The following is an 18252-nucleotide window of genomic DNA, read 5'->3' as shown; positions in this document are numbered from 1 at the left end:
TCAGGTATCAGCGCGCGGATTCACCAGGATTCGGCCCCAGGTCCTGCCCGCCAGCATGCGGCGGCTGAACTCGGGCAACTGCGACAGAGTAGCCTCCTCGCTCAGGATGGAGTCCAGATGAGGAATCGCCCAGTCACTGCCCAGCCGCTCCCACAGGGGGCCTCGCATGGGCAGGGGGCAGTTGGCGGACGTCACCCCCAGCAGTGACACCCCCCGCAGGATGAAAGGCATGACCGTGGTCCGCAGATCCGCCCCACCGGCCAGACCCACCACCACGATGTTGCCCCAGTCATCCACGGTCCGGGCCAGCCAGCCCAGGACTTCCCCCCCCAGCACATCCACGGCACCGCCCCAGCGGGCCGTCTCCAGCGGGCGAAAGCCCATGGACAGACCATGTCGGTCCAGTACCTCGGACGCCCCCAGCGACCTGAGCCAGGGAGCCATCTCCGGTTTCCCGGTGAGGCCCACCACCTCGTAGCCCTGGGCGGCCAGCAGACTGATGGTCAGGGCGCCGACCCCACCGCTGGCGCCGGTGACCAGGATCGGCCCCATCTCCGGAAGCTGTTGATTTTCTTGAAAACGCTTGAGAATCAGGGCGGTGGTCAGCCCCGCCGTGCCCAGGATCATGGCCTGGCGGCAATCCATTCCGGCAGGCAGGGGCACCACCCAGTCGGCGGGCACCCGGATGCGACCGGCGAACCCCCCGTGGTGATACTCCCCCAGGCCCGCCCCGGTGACCAGCACCGGATCACCGGGCTTGAAGCGGGTGTCCGAAGAGGCGATCACTTCACCGGCCGCATCGATGCCGCCCACAATGGGAGAACGACGCAACACCCGACCGCTGCCGGTAATGCCCAGGGCGTCCTTGTAATTGAGCGAGGAATAATGAACCGCCACCTCCACGTCCCCGGGCATGAGATCGGCCTCATCCATGCGGATGAAATCGACGCGCTCAGACCCTTGAACCTGGTCGCGTATCAGCAGGGCCGGGAAGGTGGCGTCCATGGGACCTCAGAAGTTGTAGCGCATGGCGGCAGCCAGGATGTGGACGTGACCGCGGGTGGTGCCGTCGATACTGACTTCACTCGAGACAGGCGTGTCTTCAAAGAAAGGCCGCGTCAAAACCAGAGACTCCTTGCTGATGTCGATATAGGTATAGGCCAGATCGAAGCCCCAGTGGGGTCCTTGCTGGTAACTGGCACCGAGGGAGAACCAGGTCCGGTCACCATCCGGGGTCCGGGTGGTGCGGAAATCGTCCTGGGTCGGGGTACGGTCATACTGCATGCCCCCACGCAGGGTCCAGCGATCATCCAGGCGGTATTCGGCACCGATGGACAGCGCCCAGGTATCCTTATAGTTCTGCAGAGTTTCGTTATCATTGCGGTCAGTATCGAACTTCACCCGGATCTCGTCGAAGTTGGACCACTTGAACCAGCTGTACTGACCCAGCAACGTCCAGCGGTCATTCAGCCGGTGCATCACACCCAGGGTCACGATGTCGGGAAGACGCAGGGCCGCCTCCCCACCTTCACTGGTCACAGAACCCGGATCGGGAAGAAGGGGGTTCGGGCTGGAAAAATTCGGGGCGGTAATGCGCGCCTTGCCATCAAGAGTGTGCTTGATGCCCTGGCGATAGTGAATACCCAGGCGCGTATCCTGGGTGGGCTGGAACATCACCCCCAGATTGAAGCCATAATCCCAGCTGTCCGCCTCAAGGCTGACTTCACCATCGGTATCCACCGAGGGGCCACCAGGACGGGTCGGATCCGGCACGGCATTCTTCAAAGTGGCATCCGCATACTGGATGTCCAGACCGAAACCCACGGAAAACCGCTCATTGACCTGGTAGGCAATGGAAGGCTGGAAGTTGATGACCTTCAGCTCCGTCTCCGTGGAATCGTAGCGGGCAAAAAAGTCCTTGTCGTAGGTATTGGCCAGACCGAATGGCGCGGTGATTCCGAAGCCATACCAGAGCTGATCATTAAAGGGTCTGGCATAAAAGAAGTTCGGTACCGGCGTCGGATCATAGGGATTTCCGCCGTTGCCGCCCCCATAGGGCAACGGATTACCCAACGTCCCCGGCGTGGCGGCCGTGGAATTGCTGTTCCGGGCATCCGCCTTCGGCACCAGCAGATGCACCGCAACCTGAACCTCCGGCCCCGACAGATACGTCATCCCCGCGGGATTGAAGAAGATGGTACTGGCATCGGAGGCAATGGCGGCATCCCCCGCAAAGGCCCGCCCCAGGCCGCTGACACTTTGCTCCTGAATGTAGAATCCGGCCGCCTTGACCGGCTCGGACCACATGGCGCCACCCGCCAGCGCCAGTGAAACGGCCGCCCCCAGTGAAAGGCCGTTACGAATACGAACTGCCTGCATCGTCATCCCCTGCATCCCCTATTTTTAATGTCGTCTTTGTAGTGTCGTCGATATTATTAAACCGGCAATTAAACAAGCATGACCATTTTCAACTTTAAACGATTGAAATCAATGGCTTGAGATTTTAAGTCAAAGACTTTTGATTGCCGGGTTAATACGTTCTGAAAAGCCCCCTACCACCACTCCCGTCCCTTGCTACCACACCTGCTTTCGCCATCACTCCTGCCCTTTGTCGTCACCCATGCCCCTTGCCGTCACTCCCGCCCCCTTGACGTCACTCCCGCGAAAGCGGGAGCCCAGAACTGTCAATCCATGACTGGATTCCCGCTTTCGCGGGAATGACAAACTCAGTACATCACTTTGGTGAAAAACTCAGTGCATCACTTTGGTGAAAAACTCAGTGCATCACTTTGGTGAAAAACTCAATACATCGCTTTGAGGAAGTCCTCTCCCCCCCTTACCGTCAATCGCTTCAATCGCACCGCCGAATCATTCCAATCGCAGCCGCAGATCGCTCCAGCACAGGTCTCAGCGATTGCTGTGCGCCTCGTACATCTGCTCGATCTCCCGCTGGAACTGGGCCATGATCAGGTTGCGCTTCATCTTCATGGTGGGCGTGAGCAACCCGCCATCCACTTCCCATGGCTCCAGAGAGGCGGTCAGACGCCGCACCTGGGCATAGCCGTGGAACTCCTTGAGCTGAACGCCCACCCGCTCCAGCAAGGCCTTTTCCACCTTGCGGCTGCGCAGGGCCTCGGCATCCCGAGGGTCCACCTCCAGCGTCTTGGCCAGTTTCTCCCATTCTTCGGGGTTGAGCACCACCAGGGCGCTCAGATAGGCCTTACCCTCCCCCAGCACCAGGGCCTGTTCGAACACCGGGTCCAGGGTGATGGCCATTTCCATGTCGGCGGGCGGCACCTTTTCCCCATTGCCCAGCACCAGAATTTCCTTGATGCGGCCGATGATGAAGATATGGCCCTGCTCGTCGAACCGGGCCTTGTCGCCGCTGTGCAGCCAGCCATCGGCATCAATGGTCTCCCGGGTGGCCTCCTCGTTATTCCAATACCCCTGCATCACCGAAGGACCACGCACCAGCAGCTCGTCATCGGCGCCGATCTTCACCTCCACTCCGGGCAAGGGCGCGCCCACACTGGCGGGGAGATTGTCATCGGGGCGGTTCACGCTCACCACGGGGCTGGACTCGGTCATGCCGAAGCCATGGAAGACCGGCAGCCCCAGGCCGATGAAGAAACGAGCAATGGGCGGCGGCAGCGGCGCACCACCACAGACCGCATAGCGCAGGCGGCCGCCCAGGCGAGAAGTGACCTTGTCGGCCACGATCTTCTTCAGGATCGGCCAGAGCAGCAGACCGGGATGCCAGCCGGCACGCCCCTGCTGATGTTCGAACCGCCGCCAGCCGATATTCACCGTGGTCAGGAACAGCTTGCGGGCCAAGGGCGACTTTTCCTCCAACCCGGCGTTGATGCGCCCGTAGATGCGTTCATAGATACGCGGCACCGAGATCATCACCGTGGGACGCAAGGTGAGCAGATCCTCCCCCAGCCCCTGAATAGAGCGGGCGTAGGCCACCTGGGCGCCCACCATCATGGGCATGTAGCAACCGGCAGTACGCTCCAGGGTGTGGGAGAGCGGCAGAAAGGAGAGGAACAGGTCATCCGCGCCCATGGGCGCGCACTGCTGGGAGGCGTAGGCGTTGGAGAGGATATTGTGATGAGAAAGCATCACACCCTTGGAACGTCCGGTGGTGCCGGAGGTATAGACAATAGTAGCCAGGCCGTGAGGGTCCGCCTCGTGGGTGATCAGTTCCCCTTCCAGTCCCCGGGTCCAGTCATCCAGGGAAACCAGGCGCTCTTCTTCGGGGAAATCCCCCTTGGGAACAGCCTCCACCGAGACGATGCGCTGTACCGTCTCCAGACGATTCCGCACCTCCTGCAGCCGCCGCCACTGGGCCTTGCCCCCCAGGAGCAGCATCCGGGCACCGGCGTCCTGAAGGATATAGGCGATATTATCGGGCCGGTCGTCGGTATAGAGCGGGATGGTAATCAACCCCAGCCCCATGGAAGCCTGATCGAAGACGACCCATTCCCGGCAGTTGCGCAGCATGACCGCAACCCGGTCGCCGGGCTTGAACCCCTCCTTGAGCAGTGCCGCCTGCCAACGGGCCACCTCTTTGGCCACTTCGTCCCAGGTTCGGGTTTGCCAGCTGGCAGAAACCGTGTCGTACTGACGATAGGCCACCGCTCCTGGTGTTCTCTTGACTCGCTCCCTGAACAGTCCCGCCAGGCTGCCCGCGGTCTCCGGCGAAACGACGTCTTAGGGCTCGTGCATGTCTACTCCTCTTGCAGGGGTCTGACGCCCCATCTCATTCAGCGCTCACAGGCGCATCGCCGGGCCGGCCCCGGAGGAGCAGTGTCCCGGATCTTTTGGGGGTGAATATAACGTGATTAAAGCCCCGCAGCAGCCCAGCTACCGGATTAAAATTCCATGACAGGGCGCACAGCTGTTACGGATTTACCGTTCCATCACCTCAGAGCAACCGGGCCATCCACAGCCGTGCACGCAAGCCCCAGCCGGTGGTTAACCCTCGCTCCCGGAACCGGATATTGCCGTCGGCATCCAGCACAAAGCTGGCCGGTACGGCCCCCACGCCGAAACGGGCCGCCAGGGCACCGTCTTCGTCGGCGATCACCGCCTGAGCATAACCATGCTCCGCCATATAAGCTGCCAGCGCTTGGGCATCCCCGGACTGCATGGCCACGGTCAGTACCGGCCATGCCTGGCTGATCGTCTCAATACTGCCCTGCTCCAGACGACAGATCCCGCACCAGGTAGCCCAGAAATGCACCAGTACCGGCGCCCCCCGGTAATCGGCCAGGCTCACCGGGGTTCCGTCCAGTAGCCGGGCCTGAAAGTCGGGTGCCTCGCCACTGATCATGTCCCGCTGCAGCCAGGCCTTCAAGGCCAGGAAGATCAGCAGCACAACCAGCAGTTCGACGGCCGGCCGCCACCAGCGGCGCCCCTTGGCGGGAGACAACTGCGGCTTACTCATATGGGCAACCTATTGTTTTTGATTAACAACATTAAGAGACACCGCCACGGATTCAGCAGACAACGCCACTGAACGGGCATAATATCTTCCGGTCCAAACACAATGACCGTAAACAAACACACCCGATTTCCGCACCCGAGGGGCGCTTCGGGCCTCCAGTCGGGCCAGGATCGATTAAGATCAATTAAGGTAGCACCCTGCATGCCCAAGGGGATTCAAGATTCATGACCGCAGTCACCGCACAACCCCTCCACCGCTTCCAGGTCCCTGAAACCGCCTGGGTGGAGAGTCACATGCCCCGCTTCACCAGCGCCGAGCGCGACGCAGTGATCGAGCGGATCAAGACCCTACTCAAGGAACGGGATGCCGTGCTGGTCGCCCATTACTATGTCCATGAAGACCTGCAGCGGATCGCCGAAGAGACCGGCGGCTGCGTCTCCGACTCCCTGGACATGGCCCGCTTCGGCCAGGAACACCCGGCCTCCACCCTGGTGGTGGCGGGGGTACGCTTCATGGGCGAGACCGCCAAGATCCTCAGCCCCGAAAAGACCGTGCTCATGCCCACCCTGGAAGCGGAATGCTCCCTGGACCTGGGCTGCCCGGCGGATGCGTTCGAGGCCTTCTGCGACGCCCACCCCGACCGTACCGTGGTGGTCTACTCCAACACCTCCGCCCGGGTGAAGGCCCGCGCCGACTACGTGGTCACCTCCAGCATCGCCGTGAAGCTGGTGGAACACCTCAAGGCCCAGGGCAAGAAGATCCTGTGGGCGCCGGATCGGCACCTGGGACACTACATCCGTGAAACCACCGGCGCCGACATGGTGCTGTGGGATGCCACCTGCGTGGTCCACGACGAATTCCGCACCCGCGGCCTGGACGACCTCAAGAAGGCCCACCCGGAAGCCGCCGTGCTGGTCCATCCGGAATCCCCCGCCGGGGTCATCGCCCAGGCCGACGCCGTGGGCTCCACCTCCCAGCTGATCAAGGCGGCCCGGGAACTGCCCCACCCCACCCTGATCGTCGCCACCGACAGCGGCATCTTCTACAAGATGCGCCAGGCGGCCCCCCACAAGACCTTCATCGAAGCCCCCACCGGCGGCCACAGCGCCACCTGCCGTAGCTGTGCCCACTGCCCCTGGATGGCCATGAACGGCCTGCACAACCTGCTCCAGGTACTGGAACAAGGCGGCAATGAAGTCCAGGTGGACGAGTCCGTGCGCGAGGGCGCCCTGCGCTCCACCCAACGCATGCTGGACTTCGCCCGGCAACTGCAGACCCCCGTCCTGGGACGCGGGGACGCCTAGGCGTCCCCGTCCCGCACGCGGCCCACACCATGATCCCTCCGGCAACGCGTCAACCCGCCATCCCCATGGAGGTGTTCAGGAAGCTGGTGACCTCGCTCTCGCCGGAGGAACTGGCCCGCCTGCCCCCGGAAAAGCTACCCGAAAACATCCCCCTGGATCTGGTGGAAGAGGCCCCGCTCTACTCCCGGCGCGCCCTGGAAAGCCTCATCCTGGCGGCCAACGCCCATCACCTGGAACGTCGCCTGGACTTGCAGGCGCGTTACGGCGACGAAGTGATGGCCGCCCTGGACAAATCCAGGCTGACGGGCAATACCGCCAACGTGAAGATCTTCCACTACAAACTGGAAGATCTGGAACGCCTGCATGGCCGCTGGCAGGCCGATCAGGAACCGATCCTGCTGGATCGGCTGGGTCATGCCATCCGCGCGCTGAACGCCCTGTTGCTGGACGTGCGGGCGGAAAACAGCGATGCCAGCATGGCCGCCCAGCTCCTTCGACACCAGTCCGCCGACGGAGAACACGCGGAAACGATCCGGCAGGCGATCGTCAAGCTCCATCAGCATAGTGAGCGCATCGAAAACCTGCTCAGCCGCTACTTTCGTGTGCGGCTGGACATCGTGCAGCACGAGATGCACGACAAGCTCCAGCAGGTCAGCCGACTGGACCATCAGGCCGAGACACTCCGACAACAGATCGAACACCTGCGCACGGAGCTGGAACAGACCCAGACCCTGTGGCGTCGCACGGTCAAGAAAAACCAGACCAATCATCAGGCCGAACACCTGCAGTCCCGCATCAGCGCCCTGGTGGCGGAACAACGCGCCCGCGAGGTGAGCATTTCCGAAAACCAGCTGACCCTGTGGCTGGATGCCCTGGTGGACGCCGCCCTGCACCCGCGAACCCGAAACAACCTGCCCATCGGCCAGTCCGACGCCCGCATGGCCCTCTACGCCCTGCTCAACCGCTACTGCCAGCAGCAGGAATCGTCCGCCATGCAGATCGCCCGCAACCCGTTCCTGCAGGTCGACCCGGCCCAGGCGATCCGCTTCATGCTCCTGTCGGAGCAGTTCATCCTCGATTACTTCAGCAAGAAACGAAACGAGACCACCGCCTGGATCAGCGACGTGGCCCAGGTACGCAGCGAAGACCTGGACGGACTGGAACGGATGATTCTCGGCGAACTCAAGAAATCCAGCCGGTTCCGGCGCCGGGGCGGCTGAAGCCCTCGGTTCGGCCCAGTTAAAAACCGACCAGTCGGTTTTTAACGTGATACAGATCAAGACCCGTAGGCAACGCAGCGTGCCACACTGGCCACAGCATCCCCTGCAACGCCACACAGGTCTGCATCATGCGCCCCCCACTCAAGACACTGAGCATTGTCGCCACCCTGCTGGTGGTTGCCGCCGGCACGTTCTACGCCTGGATGCAGTTTCAGGACGGCGCCACCCACCCGGGTCTTGCCTCGGGTAACGGCCGCATCGAGGCCACCGAAATCGACGTGGCCACCAAGCTGCCGGGACGGGTGGCGGAGATCTTCGTGGACGAAGGGGATTTCGTCACCACCGGACAGGTACTGGCGCAGATGGACACCCGCTCCCTGGAGGCCCAACTGGCCGAGGCCCGCGCCCAGCACCAGCAGGCCCTCACCACGGTGCTCAGCGCCAGGGCCCAGGTGGCCCTGCGCCGCAGCGACCTGGCCGCCGCCCAGGCCCTGGTGGTGCAGCGGGAAAGCGAGCTGGACGCCGCCCAGCGCCGGCTGGTCCGTTCGGAGAGCCTGTCCCAGCGGGGCGCCATCTCCGAACAGATCCTGGATGACGACCGCGCACGCACCCAGAGCACCCGCGCGGCGGTGGATGCGGCCAAGGCCCAGGCGGAAGCCGTACGCGCCGCCATCGCCGCCGCCGAGGCCCAGGTCACCGGCGCCGAGTCCGGCGTGACCGCCGCCGCCGCCACCATCACCCGCATCGAGGCAGACATTCTGGACAGTCGGCTCACCGCCCCCCGGGACGCCCGGGTACAGTTCCGGGTGGCCCAGCCGGGCGAGGTGCTGGGAGCCGGCGGCCGCGTGCTCAACCTGGTGGACCTGAGCGACGTATACATGACCTTCTTCCTGCCCACCGAGCAGGCCGGCCGGGTGGCCCTGGGCAGCGAGGCCCGCATCATTCTGGACGCCGCCCCCCAATATGTGATTCCCGCCCACATCTCCTTCGTGGCCAGCACCGCCCAGTTCACCCCCAAGACCGTGGAAACCGCCTCCGAACGCCAGAAACTCATGTTCCGGGTCCGGGCCCAGATCGACCGGGAACTGCTGCAACAGCACCTCACCCAGGTGAAGACCGGCCTGCCCGGCGTGGTCTGGGTGAAACTGGACCCGCAAACCTCCTGGCCTGACGCACTCGCTGCCCGGGTACCCCGCGGATGAACGCCGCCCCCGTGGTCGCCCGACTGCAAGGGGTGGGACTGCGCTACGGCCCGGTCATCGCCCTGCGGGACATCCACCTGGAGATCCCCACCGGCCGCATGGTGGGCCTGATCGGGCCGGACGGGGTGGGCAAATCCAGCCTGCTGGCCCTGCTGGCCGGCGCCCGGGCCATGCAGACAGGACAGATCACGGTCCTGGACGGCGACATGGCCGACCGCCGTCACCGGGAGGCGGTCTGCCCCCGCATCGCCTACATGCCCCAGGGACTGGGGCGCAACCTCTACCCCACCCTGTCGGTGGAAGAAAACCTGCAGTTCTTCGCCCGCCTGTTCGGCCACGACGCCCCCGAACGCCGCCGCCGCATCGACGACCTCACCGGCAGCACCGGCCTGCAGCCCTTCCTGAGCCGCCCGGCGGGCAAGCTCTCCGGCGGCATGAAACAGAAACTGGGCCTGTGCTGCGCCCTGATCCACGATCCCGACCTGCTGATCCTGGACGAGCCCACCACCGGCGTCGATCCCCTGGCCCGCGCCCAGTTCTGGGACCTGATCACCCGCATCCGCAAGGATCGCCCGCAGATGAGCGTGCTGGTGGCCACCGCCTACATGGACGAAGCCCAGCGTTTCGACTGGCTGGTGGCCATGGACGAGGGCCGGGTTCTAGCCACGGATACCCCGGCGGCCCTGCTGGCCAACACCGGCAGCCGGCACCTGGAAGAGGCCTTCATCAAGCTGTTGCCGGAGGAAAAGACACGGGGCCACGAACCGGTACGCATCCCGCCCCTGGAGGATGGCGAGGCCCGCGACGTGGCCATCGAGGCCCGGGACCTGACCATGCGCTTTGGTGATTTCGTCGCGGTGAACCGGGTGAGCCTGCGCATCCGCCGGGGGGAGATCTTCGGCTTTCTGGGCTCCAACGGCTGCGGCAAGACCACCACCATGAAAATGCTCACCGGTCTGCTCCCCCCCAGCGAGGGTCAGGCCTGGCTATTCGGGCACGAGGTGGACCCGCGGGACATCGACACCCGCCGCCGGGTGGGCTACATGTCCCAGGCCTTCTCCCTGTATGGGGAACTGACGGTGCAGCAGAACCTGGTGCTGCACGCCCGTCTGTTCCAGGTGCCCGAGACGGAGATACCGGCCCGGGTGGACGAGATGGTCCAGCGCTTTGACCTGGAAGACGTGCGCAACAGCCTGCCCGATAGACTGCCCCTGGGGATGCGCCAGCGGCTTTCCCTGGCGGTGGCCATGGTCCATCGCCCCGAACTGCTGATCCTGGACGAACCCACCTCCGGGGTGGACCCCGTCGCCCGGGACAACTTCTGGCGCCTGCTCATCGACCTGTCCCGGCGAGACAGGGTGACCATCTTCATCTCCACCCACTTCATGAACGAGGCCGAACGCTGCGACCGCATGTCCATGATGCACGCCGGCCAGGTGCTGGACAGCGATGTCCCCGCCAGACTGGTGGAAAAACGCGGTGCCGACAGCCTGGAACAGGCCTTCATCGACTACCTGATCGAGGCCGGCGCGGGCACCGATCAGGCCGCGGCGGACGACGGCCACAAACCCCAGGCCACGCCCCGGACGCCCCCTGTCCCCACCCGCGGTCACAGCCGTAGCCCCCGGTTCAGCCCGCAACGGCTACTCAGCTACCTGTGGCGGGAGACCCTGGAACTGCGCCGCGATCCGGTCCGCGCCTCCCTGGCCCTGCTGGGTTCGCTGATCCTCATGGTGATCATGGGGTTCGGCATCAGCCTGGACGTGGAAGACCTGCAGTACGCCGTCCTCGACCATGATCAGAGCACCCTCAGCCAGCACTACACCCTGAGCCTGGCGGGTTCCCGCTACTTCAACGAACGGCCCCCGATCCGGGACTACGCCGACCTGGACCGGCGCATGGTCAACGGCGAACTGACCTTGGCCATCGAAATTCCGCCCGGCTTCGGGCGTGACCTGCTGCGGGGTCATCCGGTGGAGATCGGCATGTGGATCGACGGCGCCATGCCGCGACGGGCGGAGACCGTCCGCGGCTACGTCCAGGGCATCCACCGGCAATGGTTGCTGGAACAGCAGGCCCTGCGCCTGGGCACCGCCGCGGCCACCCCCGTCGCCGGGATCGAAACCCGCTTCCGCTACAACCCGGACGTGCGCAGTCTGCCCGCCATGGTGCCGGCGGTCATCCCCCTGCTGCTGCTCATGCTGCCGGCCATGCTCACCGCCCTGTCGGTGGTGCGGGAAAAGGAAATGGGCTCCATCACCAACCTCTACGTCACCCCGGTCACCCGCGTCGAATTCCTGCTGGGCAAGCAGATCCCCTATGTGGCCCTGGCCATGATCAATTTCCTGCTCATGGCCCTGCTGGCGGTGACCCTGTTCGGCGTGCCCGTCACCGGCAGTTTCCCCACCCTGCTGCTGGCGGTGCTCATCTTCAGCATCATCTCCACCGGCATGGGCCTGCTGGCCTCCACCGTCACCCGCAGCCAGGTGGCCGCCATGTTCCTGGCCATGATCGGCACCCTGATCCCCGCCATCCAGTTTGCCGGCATGATCCACCCGGTGAGTTCCCTGGAAGGCGCCGGCCGCCTCGTCGGCGAGATCTACCCGGCTACCCACATGCTCCTCATCACCCGGGGCGTTTTCAGCAAGGGGCTGGGCCTGAGCGACCTGTACACCATCTTCTGGCCCATGCTACTGGCGGTGCCGGTGATCATGGGGCTGTCCATCCTGCTGCTGAAAAAGCAGGAGCGCTGACCATGCGCCGCCTCATGAACATCCATCGCCTGGGCGTCAAGGAACTGTGGAGCCTCCTGCGGGACCCGATCATGCTGGTCCTGATCCTCTACACCGTCACCATCTCGGTGTACACCGCCGCCACCGCCCTCCCCTCCGGCATCAACATGGCCGCCATCGCCATCGTCGACGAGGACCAGTCCCCCCTGTCCGCCCGCATCACCTCGGCCTTCTATCCGCCCATGTTCGAGCGACCGGCGCTGATTACCTGGGCCGAGATGGACCCGGGCCTGGACGCCGGACGCTACACCTTCGTGCTCAACATCCCGCCCAACTTCCAGCGGGACGTGCTGGCCGGACGCTCGCCGGACATCCAGCTCAACGTGGACGCCACCCGCATGAGCCAGGCGTTCATCGGCAACACCTACCTCCAGCAGATTGTCATGGCGGAGGTGCAGGAATTCGTGCAGCGCTACCGTGACGCCACGGGGCCGCCGGTGGATCTGGCACTGCGCGCCCGCTTCAACCCCGGCCTTGACGAGGTCTGGTTCGGCGCCCTGATGCAGATCATCAACAACGTCACCCTGCTCTCCATCATCCTCACCGGCGCCGCCCTGATCCGGGAGCGGGAGCACGGCACGGTGGAACACCTGCTGGTGATGCCGGTCACCCCCGGTGAAATCATGCTGGCCAAGATCTGGTCCATGGGCCTGGTGGTCCTGCTGGCCGCCACGGCGTCCCTGTTCCTGGTGGTGCGGGGCCTGCTGGGCGTGCCCATCCAGGGCTCGGTATCCCTGTTCCTGCTGGGCGCCGCCCTGCACCTGTTCGCCACCACCTCCATGGGCATCTTCATGGCCACCCTGGCCCGCAACATGCCCCAGTTCGGGATGCTGATGGTACTGGTGCTGCTGCCCCTGCAGATGCTCTCCGGCGGCATCACGCCACGGGAAAGCATGCCCGAGTTGGTGCAACAGGTGATGCTGGTGGCCCCCACCACCCACTTCGTGGAACTGGGCCAGGCCATCCTCTACCGGGGCGCCGGCCTGGACGTGATCTGGCCCCAGTGCCTGTTCCTGCTCCTGATCGGTACGGTACTCTTCAGCGTTTCCCTGGCCCGCTTCCGCAAGACCCTGGGACGCATGGCCTGAAGAACGCGCGCCACCCATATCGGCAACCGGAACGTCATCATGTCCAGCACCGTCGCCCCCCGGCCTCCCGCCAGACGCCGCCGCCTCGCCGCCGAAGAACGCATGCGGCAGATCATCGAGGCGGCCCTGATCGAGTTTTCGGAGAAAGGCTTCACCGCCACCCGGATGGATGACATCGCCGCCCGGGCCGGCCTGTCCAAGGGCGGCCTCTACGCCCACTTCAAGAGCAAGGACCAGATTTTCGAGACCCTGCTGTTCAAGGTGCTCAGCCCCAGTTTCAACAACCGCAAATGGATGCTGGACGATGGCGACACCCTGGCGGAGGTGGTGGACGCCTTCATTGCACACACCTACGACCGGGTTACCGACCCGGATTTCATCGCCGCCCTGCGCCTGCTGATCACCGAGAGCCACCGCGCCCCCCACCTGGTGGACTACTGGCGCCGCGAGGTGCTGGACACCTATCTGAAGGAACAGCAGACCATGCTGGAGCACTGCCGCGCCCGGGGCCTCGTACGCCACAGCCCCCTCACCCAACAGGCGGAACTACTCATGGCCCCGGCCCTGTACGCCGCCATCACGCGGATGATCTTTGGAGAAGAAGCCACCCAGGCCAGCCTGAAAGACCTCAGACGCGCCCATGCACAACTGCTGATGGAATTGCTGGAGCCGGTGGAGGCGTGAAAATCGCCGCAGGATGAACTAGCCTTGGTGGCAGTGTGGATTTTCGGCAAGGAGCCGGAGACATGGAGATCAACAGGGCCGGTGCAATACCGGCCAACTGTGTAAGGCCTTCGGGCAAGATCCCAGGCGCCTGGGGGGAGAACTGGGCATGACGGCGGTGCTGCATACCTGGGGGCAAACCCTGACACAGCATGTTCACTTGCACTGTCTCGTCCCCGGTGGCGCCCTGCGCGAGGATGGTCAATGGCAATCCTGCCAGGGCAACTACCTGTTTCCCGTCAAGGCCCTGTCAAGACGGTTTCGTGGCCTGATGGTGTCTGCCTTGAGACAGGCGGCCGCCAGCGGTGCGTTGTCGCGGGTGAGTCACCCGGGAGAAGTCGACCGTGTGCTGGATGCACTGATGCGGGAATCGTGGAACGTCTACACCAAGGCCTGCCTGAACCGGGGTGCAACGGTGGTGGACTACCTGGGCCGCTACACACACCGCATTGCCATCACCCACCAGCGGATTGTGAAGGTAGATGAGGGCGGTGTTCACTTCACCTACAAGGACTATCGGACGGAACAGCGTAAGGTGATGGTATTGTCGGGGAAGAATTTGTGCGCCGTTTTTTGCAACACATCCTTCCCAAGGGTTTGATGCGGGTGCGCCATTACGGCTTTTTGGCCAATCGGTGCCGCCGTCAAAAGCTTGATCAGGTCAGGAGGGCATTATCGATGGCGCGTCCACCGGCAGCCACCGCCGCGCCACGCAAGGAAGCGTCCGAGTATCCTTGTCCCCGATGCCGGAAAGGTCGTTTGCATGTCATTGCCGAAATATCGCGTCCTGTCCCATGCCCCACGCTCAAGGCACGACGATGTTAAGTGATTGAAAAATAGTGGGTGACGGAGCAGGCTGACGACGGCCTCCGGAAAGGCCGGGCCTGAGTGCGGGCAAAACATTGAAACAGGGCCAACAATCAGGCTATGTTCATTCAAAACACACTTGCCAAGGATCCCCCAGCATGGCTCCACAGTGGCTGAAGGAACCCGCACAGGTAATCCACACCTGCCAAAGGGCCGCTCATGGCCTGCCTGGCCCGCCGCCAAAAATACAATCCCCATTATAAAGATGTGCGGTACATGGCTTCGTCCAACAGACGTTTATCCGCCATGCTGCGCACAGCGGATAAACGCTTATATGTTAGCTGGTGGAAGTTCTGAGCTGTCGTACAGGGATTAATTAAAGATGGAAGAGAAAATCTCAATGTGGCCAGATCATTATCCTGAGAAGTGCCCACCGGACGATGCGGAAGATGTATCGGGTGTGGTGTATAGATTCACCAATAGAACAAACCCCAAACACAGGGATTTTCTGTCTTATTATGAGCTAAAACCAGATGAGGATTGGGGTAAAAAGGCATGTCAAGCTAGAGGGTTGTCTGTTTATACTTCAGAAGAGGACTGTAAAACTGCTGTATCATTGGTGCCAGCGTTGAGGAAAAAGAAGCTTTGTATCGCTGAACTAGGTTCAGAATCTGGTGTAATTGCGCCCACTCCCTCGAAAAACAATTATAATCACAAGACGCTGTGGCCACTTATTAGCGCCCAAGAGTTAGCTGAAATATTTATGCCAATGGATACTTCGAAGGTGGCTCATGCTTAACCTTCCACATAACACAATTCTCGGAAAATTGCGTATTGAAACTGTCTTTCAGTTTTATGATATTCCGCGGCTTTTCTCATGTATAAATAACTCTGGCACAAAGTATCTAGCATTATCTGTGTTTGATGATTACGAAAGTTACAAGTGGCTGTATCTACCTGTTTCAGCAGATAGATTTTCCACAATCGTAAGTAAAGGTATTGCGCTTAGAGCAGCCTTTCTAACTCCCGAAGACGGATACCTTTATGAAGTGGAATCTAACTTTTCTGGAGAATCCACTGTACGCCATGTCTTCCCAGAACAAATACCATTAGAAGACTTGCCTGATGAAGCTGCTTATCTGGAATCGAAAGAAGGCGTTCATCTCGGTTTGGGAGTTGTTGATGCCGATCTTGCGGCAGCGGGCTCAAGAAGAGAAACGTATAACCTTCATTTTTACCCTTGGGACACCAAGCTTCCTGAAATTGACGCAAGAGATTTGGGCGGCATACTTACTTCGTTTCAAGAGCTCGCCAATGCACTTGGGCAATATTGTAAGGGCGATGTCACTCTAAAAGGCGCGATCCCAGCGGATATTCTCGAAGCAACAAAATTCAGAGCCACTCAGATTTTCGAGGGCTCGTTCGGGCTACAGCTAAAATCCAAGTCAACGTCTGATTTGTTTCATAGCTCATTGGCATCCGATGTTCTTCTGGAATTAACGAATTTAATCGAATCTAGGGACAATGAAGATAATATCAGCAATAAACTTCATGAATTAAAAGGTAGGGTTGCATCCAAATATCGTTCCTTTTTAAGGGAGGTTTCAAAACTAGACTCTCCTATGAAGCTGCATTGGGGTTCACCTAATAGCGAACGTGGTAGAGTTTTGTCGCTCTCTAAACAGGAAATTAAAAAGGCATTCGATCTGGTTAGCAAAATAGATATCGATATGTCTGAATCAGTTACTTTTAAGGCCGAACTACTGGGCTTGGATGTCAAGACTAAACGATATCGAGTGCGTCATTTGAGTGATAATGAAGACTACAGCGGAAAGATTCTAGACGAGTCCCTAGACGCAGTAAGGCATTCTGAAATCAATGGAATATATAACGTAACTCTAAAGAAGATTATCGAAACAAATTTTTCGTCTGGTGCCGAATATACAAAGTGGGCTCTCGTTGCGCTGGAATCAGCTAATCGGGTAAGGGCGGGTGTTTAGCCCGCCCTCCCCACACCACCCAGCATGCGGATCCGCACCACACGATTCATAAGAAGGGAACACACGACGATTTCAGGCATAACCATGCGCTTTCATCCATTGATCGCGGATGCTGATCAAGCTCTGGCATTGCAGCCAGTCATTGGTCATTCCGGTCTGGGTGCCGAGGGATCGTGACAGGTGCCAGTAGCTTTTGGAGCTATGCCTGCCCAGATGGCGGCACGTTTTGGCGTTCCCAGGGCCAGCAGGTGGAGGATGCGGGCATATTCAGTCAACGTCTGGAGCCGGTAGTCCATGGACACGCCCCAGCTACGGCCAATAAGCTTACGCGGCCGGTGACGGAAGTCCTGATAGGCCCACTCCCGAATATGAGGATTATCACTAATGACCATGCATAATCCGCCGCATCCTGGTGAGTTCATTCGCCAGGTGTATCTGGAGCCTTTCGGTATTAGCTCTCGTCAGCTTGCTTCGAGTCTGGGTGTTTCGCCCTCCACGTTGTCCAGGCTACTCAAAGGAGACAGTGGTATCAGTCCCGAAATGTCTCTGCGGTTATCCAAGGTTCTTGGGCGTACTCCTGAAAGTTGGCTCGCGATGCAGGATATGTACGATCTTTGGGTGGCCCGCAAAACGGTCAACCTGGATGACATTCACCCTCTGGACTTTGAGGCAGCTTAATCGGATAGCCGGGGGTTTTTCTCCCCCGGCTTCCACAACACCCGCATGCGGGTCTCTCTCGTTGCCGGAGGTTCGGGCCTTCACCGTGTCTCAGCCATTACTGAGCATTGCTCATTCCGGCTCTTTCAGTAAGACCTCAGTTCGACTACCATTCAACTCGATTCTCGCAGTGGGGATATAAGCCGCGTCTTGCGCGATAGCGCAAGACGGTATACGTTTTGAATTGTGGCGATATTCACCAAGACAATCAAACTTCCCTTTCTTCGGTTAAATCAGTCGAAGGCGGACATGTTTGCTCGTCTTGAAAAGATCAACACGGAAGTTGCCAACGCGATCCTTGCCCTGCCCAAATCCGAGCGCCGCCAACTCACCAGCAAGGCATTTGCAGATATTGAAATCGGCTCGGCATGGATCAATCAGACCATTCGCAACGCCAACGCCCGCACCCAGGTGAAATGCTTTAAGCGCCTTCCCCTTGAAACCAACAACCAGAACTGGAGATTGCATCGTGTCGGTGACACCTTCAGCCTTGGTTTTGGATTGGTGCGGGGCATCAAGAAGCGAGTCCCGATAGAAGTTCATGGGGCTTCTCATCGGGATTGGCTGGAGGCGCTGCTGGAAGGAAAGGCCAAAGCGGGCAGTCTCAAGCTGGTTCAGTCCAAAAAAGGTATCTGGTATGCCTGCCTTTCGGTGTCGATGGAGGTTCCCGACGCCAAAGAGACAGAATACTGGATCGGAGTGGATCGAGGGCAGAATGTTCCGGCTGTGGCCGCAACACCCGGTGGCCCCGTCATCTTCTGGAAGGCCAGGCAGATTCGTCATGTGCGAAGAATCTACGCCCATCGTCGCCGGAAGCTGCAAAAGGCAGGTAAACACCGGGCCGTCAAAAAGCTGGAATCGAAGGAACGGCGCATTGTCACCCACATCAACCATTGCATCAGCAAGGATTTGGTGCTGAGGTATCCCCAGATTTTTCATTGATCAACAAT

At 61.0% G+C, this 18252-nt stretch carries 14 protein-coding genes and 1 pseudogene; 11 read left to right on the top strand and 4 right to left on the bottom strand.

Annotation, left to right across the window (positions count from 1 at the left end; translation table 11 throughout):
- The 4 genes from ACLF6L_RS00810 to ACLF6L_RS00795 form a co-directional block, all read right to left on the bottom strand.
- On the bottom strand, positions 1–1005 hold the full coding sequence (locus ACLF6L_RS00810) for a YhdH/YhfP family quinone oxidoreductase (RefSeq protein WP_238618306.1): 1005 nt from the start codon (positions 1003–1005) through the stop codon (positions 1–3).
- Between the two features lie 6 nt (positions 1006–1011).
- Entirely contained in the window at positions 1012–2385 is a 1374-nt protein-coding gene (locus ACLF6L_RS00805; protein WP_412852139.1) for an OmpP1/FadL family transporter, read from the bottom strand.
- 522 nt (positions 2386–2907) lie between these two features.
- A complete protein-coding gene (locus ACLF6L_RS00800) occupies positions 2908–4683 on the bottom strand; it encodes an AMP-dependent synthetase/ligase (RefSeq protein ID WP_412852801.1) in 1776 nt (591 codons plus the stop codon).
- Positions 4684–4927: 244 nt separating this feature from the next.
- Entirely contained in the window at positions 4928–5449 is a 522-nt protein-coding gene (locus tag ACLF6L_RS00795; protein WP_412852138.1) for a protein disulfide oxidoreductase, read from the bottom strand.
- 224 nt (positions 5450–5673) lie between these two features.
- Between ACLF6L_RS00795 and nadA the strand changes: the two genes are divergently transcribed.
- From nadA to ACLF6L_RS00740, 11 genes and pseudogenes are all read left to right on the top strand, one after another.
- Complete coding sequence (gene nadA, locus ACLF6L_RS00790; protein ID WP_412852137.1) at positions 5674–6753, top strand: quinolinate synthase NadA; 1080 nt, start codon at positions 5674–5676, stop codon at positions 6751–6753.
- 29 nt (positions 6754–6782) lie between these two features.
- A complete protein-coding gene (locus ACLF6L_RS00785; RefSeq protein WP_238618302.1) occupies positions 6783–7973 on the top strand; it encodes a hypothetical protein in 1191 nt (396 codons plus the stop codon).
- A gap of 128 nt (positions 7974–8101) precedes the next feature.
- A complete protein-coding gene (locus ACLF6L_RS00780; protein WP_238618301.1) occupies positions 8102–9175 on the top strand; it encodes an HlyD family secretion protein in 1074 nt (357 codons plus the stop codon).
- A complete protein-coding gene (gene rbbA, locus ACLF6L_RS00775) occupies positions 9172–11928 on the top strand; it encodes a ribosome-associated ATPase/putative transporter RbbA (RefSeq protein WP_238618300.1) in 2757 nt (918 codons plus the stop codon). The genes ACLF6L_RS00780 and rbbA overlap by 4 nt, the downstream gene beginning before the upstream one ends.
- Before the next feature lie 2 nt (positions 11929–11930).
- Positions 11931–13055, top strand: a complete 1125-nt coding sequence (locus ACLF6L_RS00770; protein WP_412852136.1) for an ABC transporter permease — start codon at positions 11931–11933, stop codon at positions 13053–13055.
- 39 nt (positions 13056–13094) lie between these two features.
- Positions 13095–13739, top strand: a complete 645-nt coding sequence (locus ACLF6L_RS00765; protein WP_238618298.1) for a TetR/AcrR family transcriptional regulator — start codon at positions 13095–13097, stop codon at positions 13737–13739.
- A 148-nt stretch (positions 13740–13887) separates the two neighbouring features.
- A pseudogene (locus ACLF6L_RS00760) lies at positions 13888–14603 on the top strand (transposase).
- A 364-nt stretch (positions 14604–14967) separates the two neighbouring features.
- The gene (locus ACLF6L_RS00755; protein ID WP_412852135.1) at positions 14968–15384 is read left to right on the top strand and encodes a hypothetical protein; all 417 of its coding nucleotides are present in this window, start codon (positions 14968–14970) and stop codon (positions 15382–15384) included.
- Positions 15377–16585, top strand: a complete 1209-nt coding sequence (locus ACLF6L_RS00750) for a DUF6575 domain-containing protein (protein WP_412852134.1) — start codon at positions 15377–15379, stop codon at positions 16583–16585. The genes ACLF6L_RS00755 and ACLF6L_RS00750 overlap by 8 nt, the downstream gene beginning before the upstream one ends.
- A gap of 384 nt (positions 16586–16969) precedes the next feature.
- Entirely contained in the window at positions 16970–17263 is a 294-nt protein-coding gene (locus ACLF6L_RS00745; RefSeq protein WP_412852133.1) for a HigA family addiction module antitoxin, read from the top strand.
- A 288-nt stretch (positions 17264–17551) separates the two neighbouring features.
- Positions 17552–18244, top strand: a complete 693-nt coding sequence (locus tag ACLF6L_RS00740; protein WP_412852132.1) for a hypothetical protein — start codon at positions 17552–17554, stop codon at positions 18242–18244.
- Positions 18245–18252 lie beyond the last annotated feature (8 nt).

Source organism: Ectothiorhodospira shaposhnikovii, from assembly GCF_047222355.1.
GTDB lineage: Bacteria > Pseudomonadota > Gammaproteobacteria > Ectothiorhodospirales > Ectothiorhodospiraceae > Ectothiorhodospira.
Note: the sequence above shows the minus strand (reverse complement) of the source record. Positions and strands in the feature narration are given on the sequence as shown.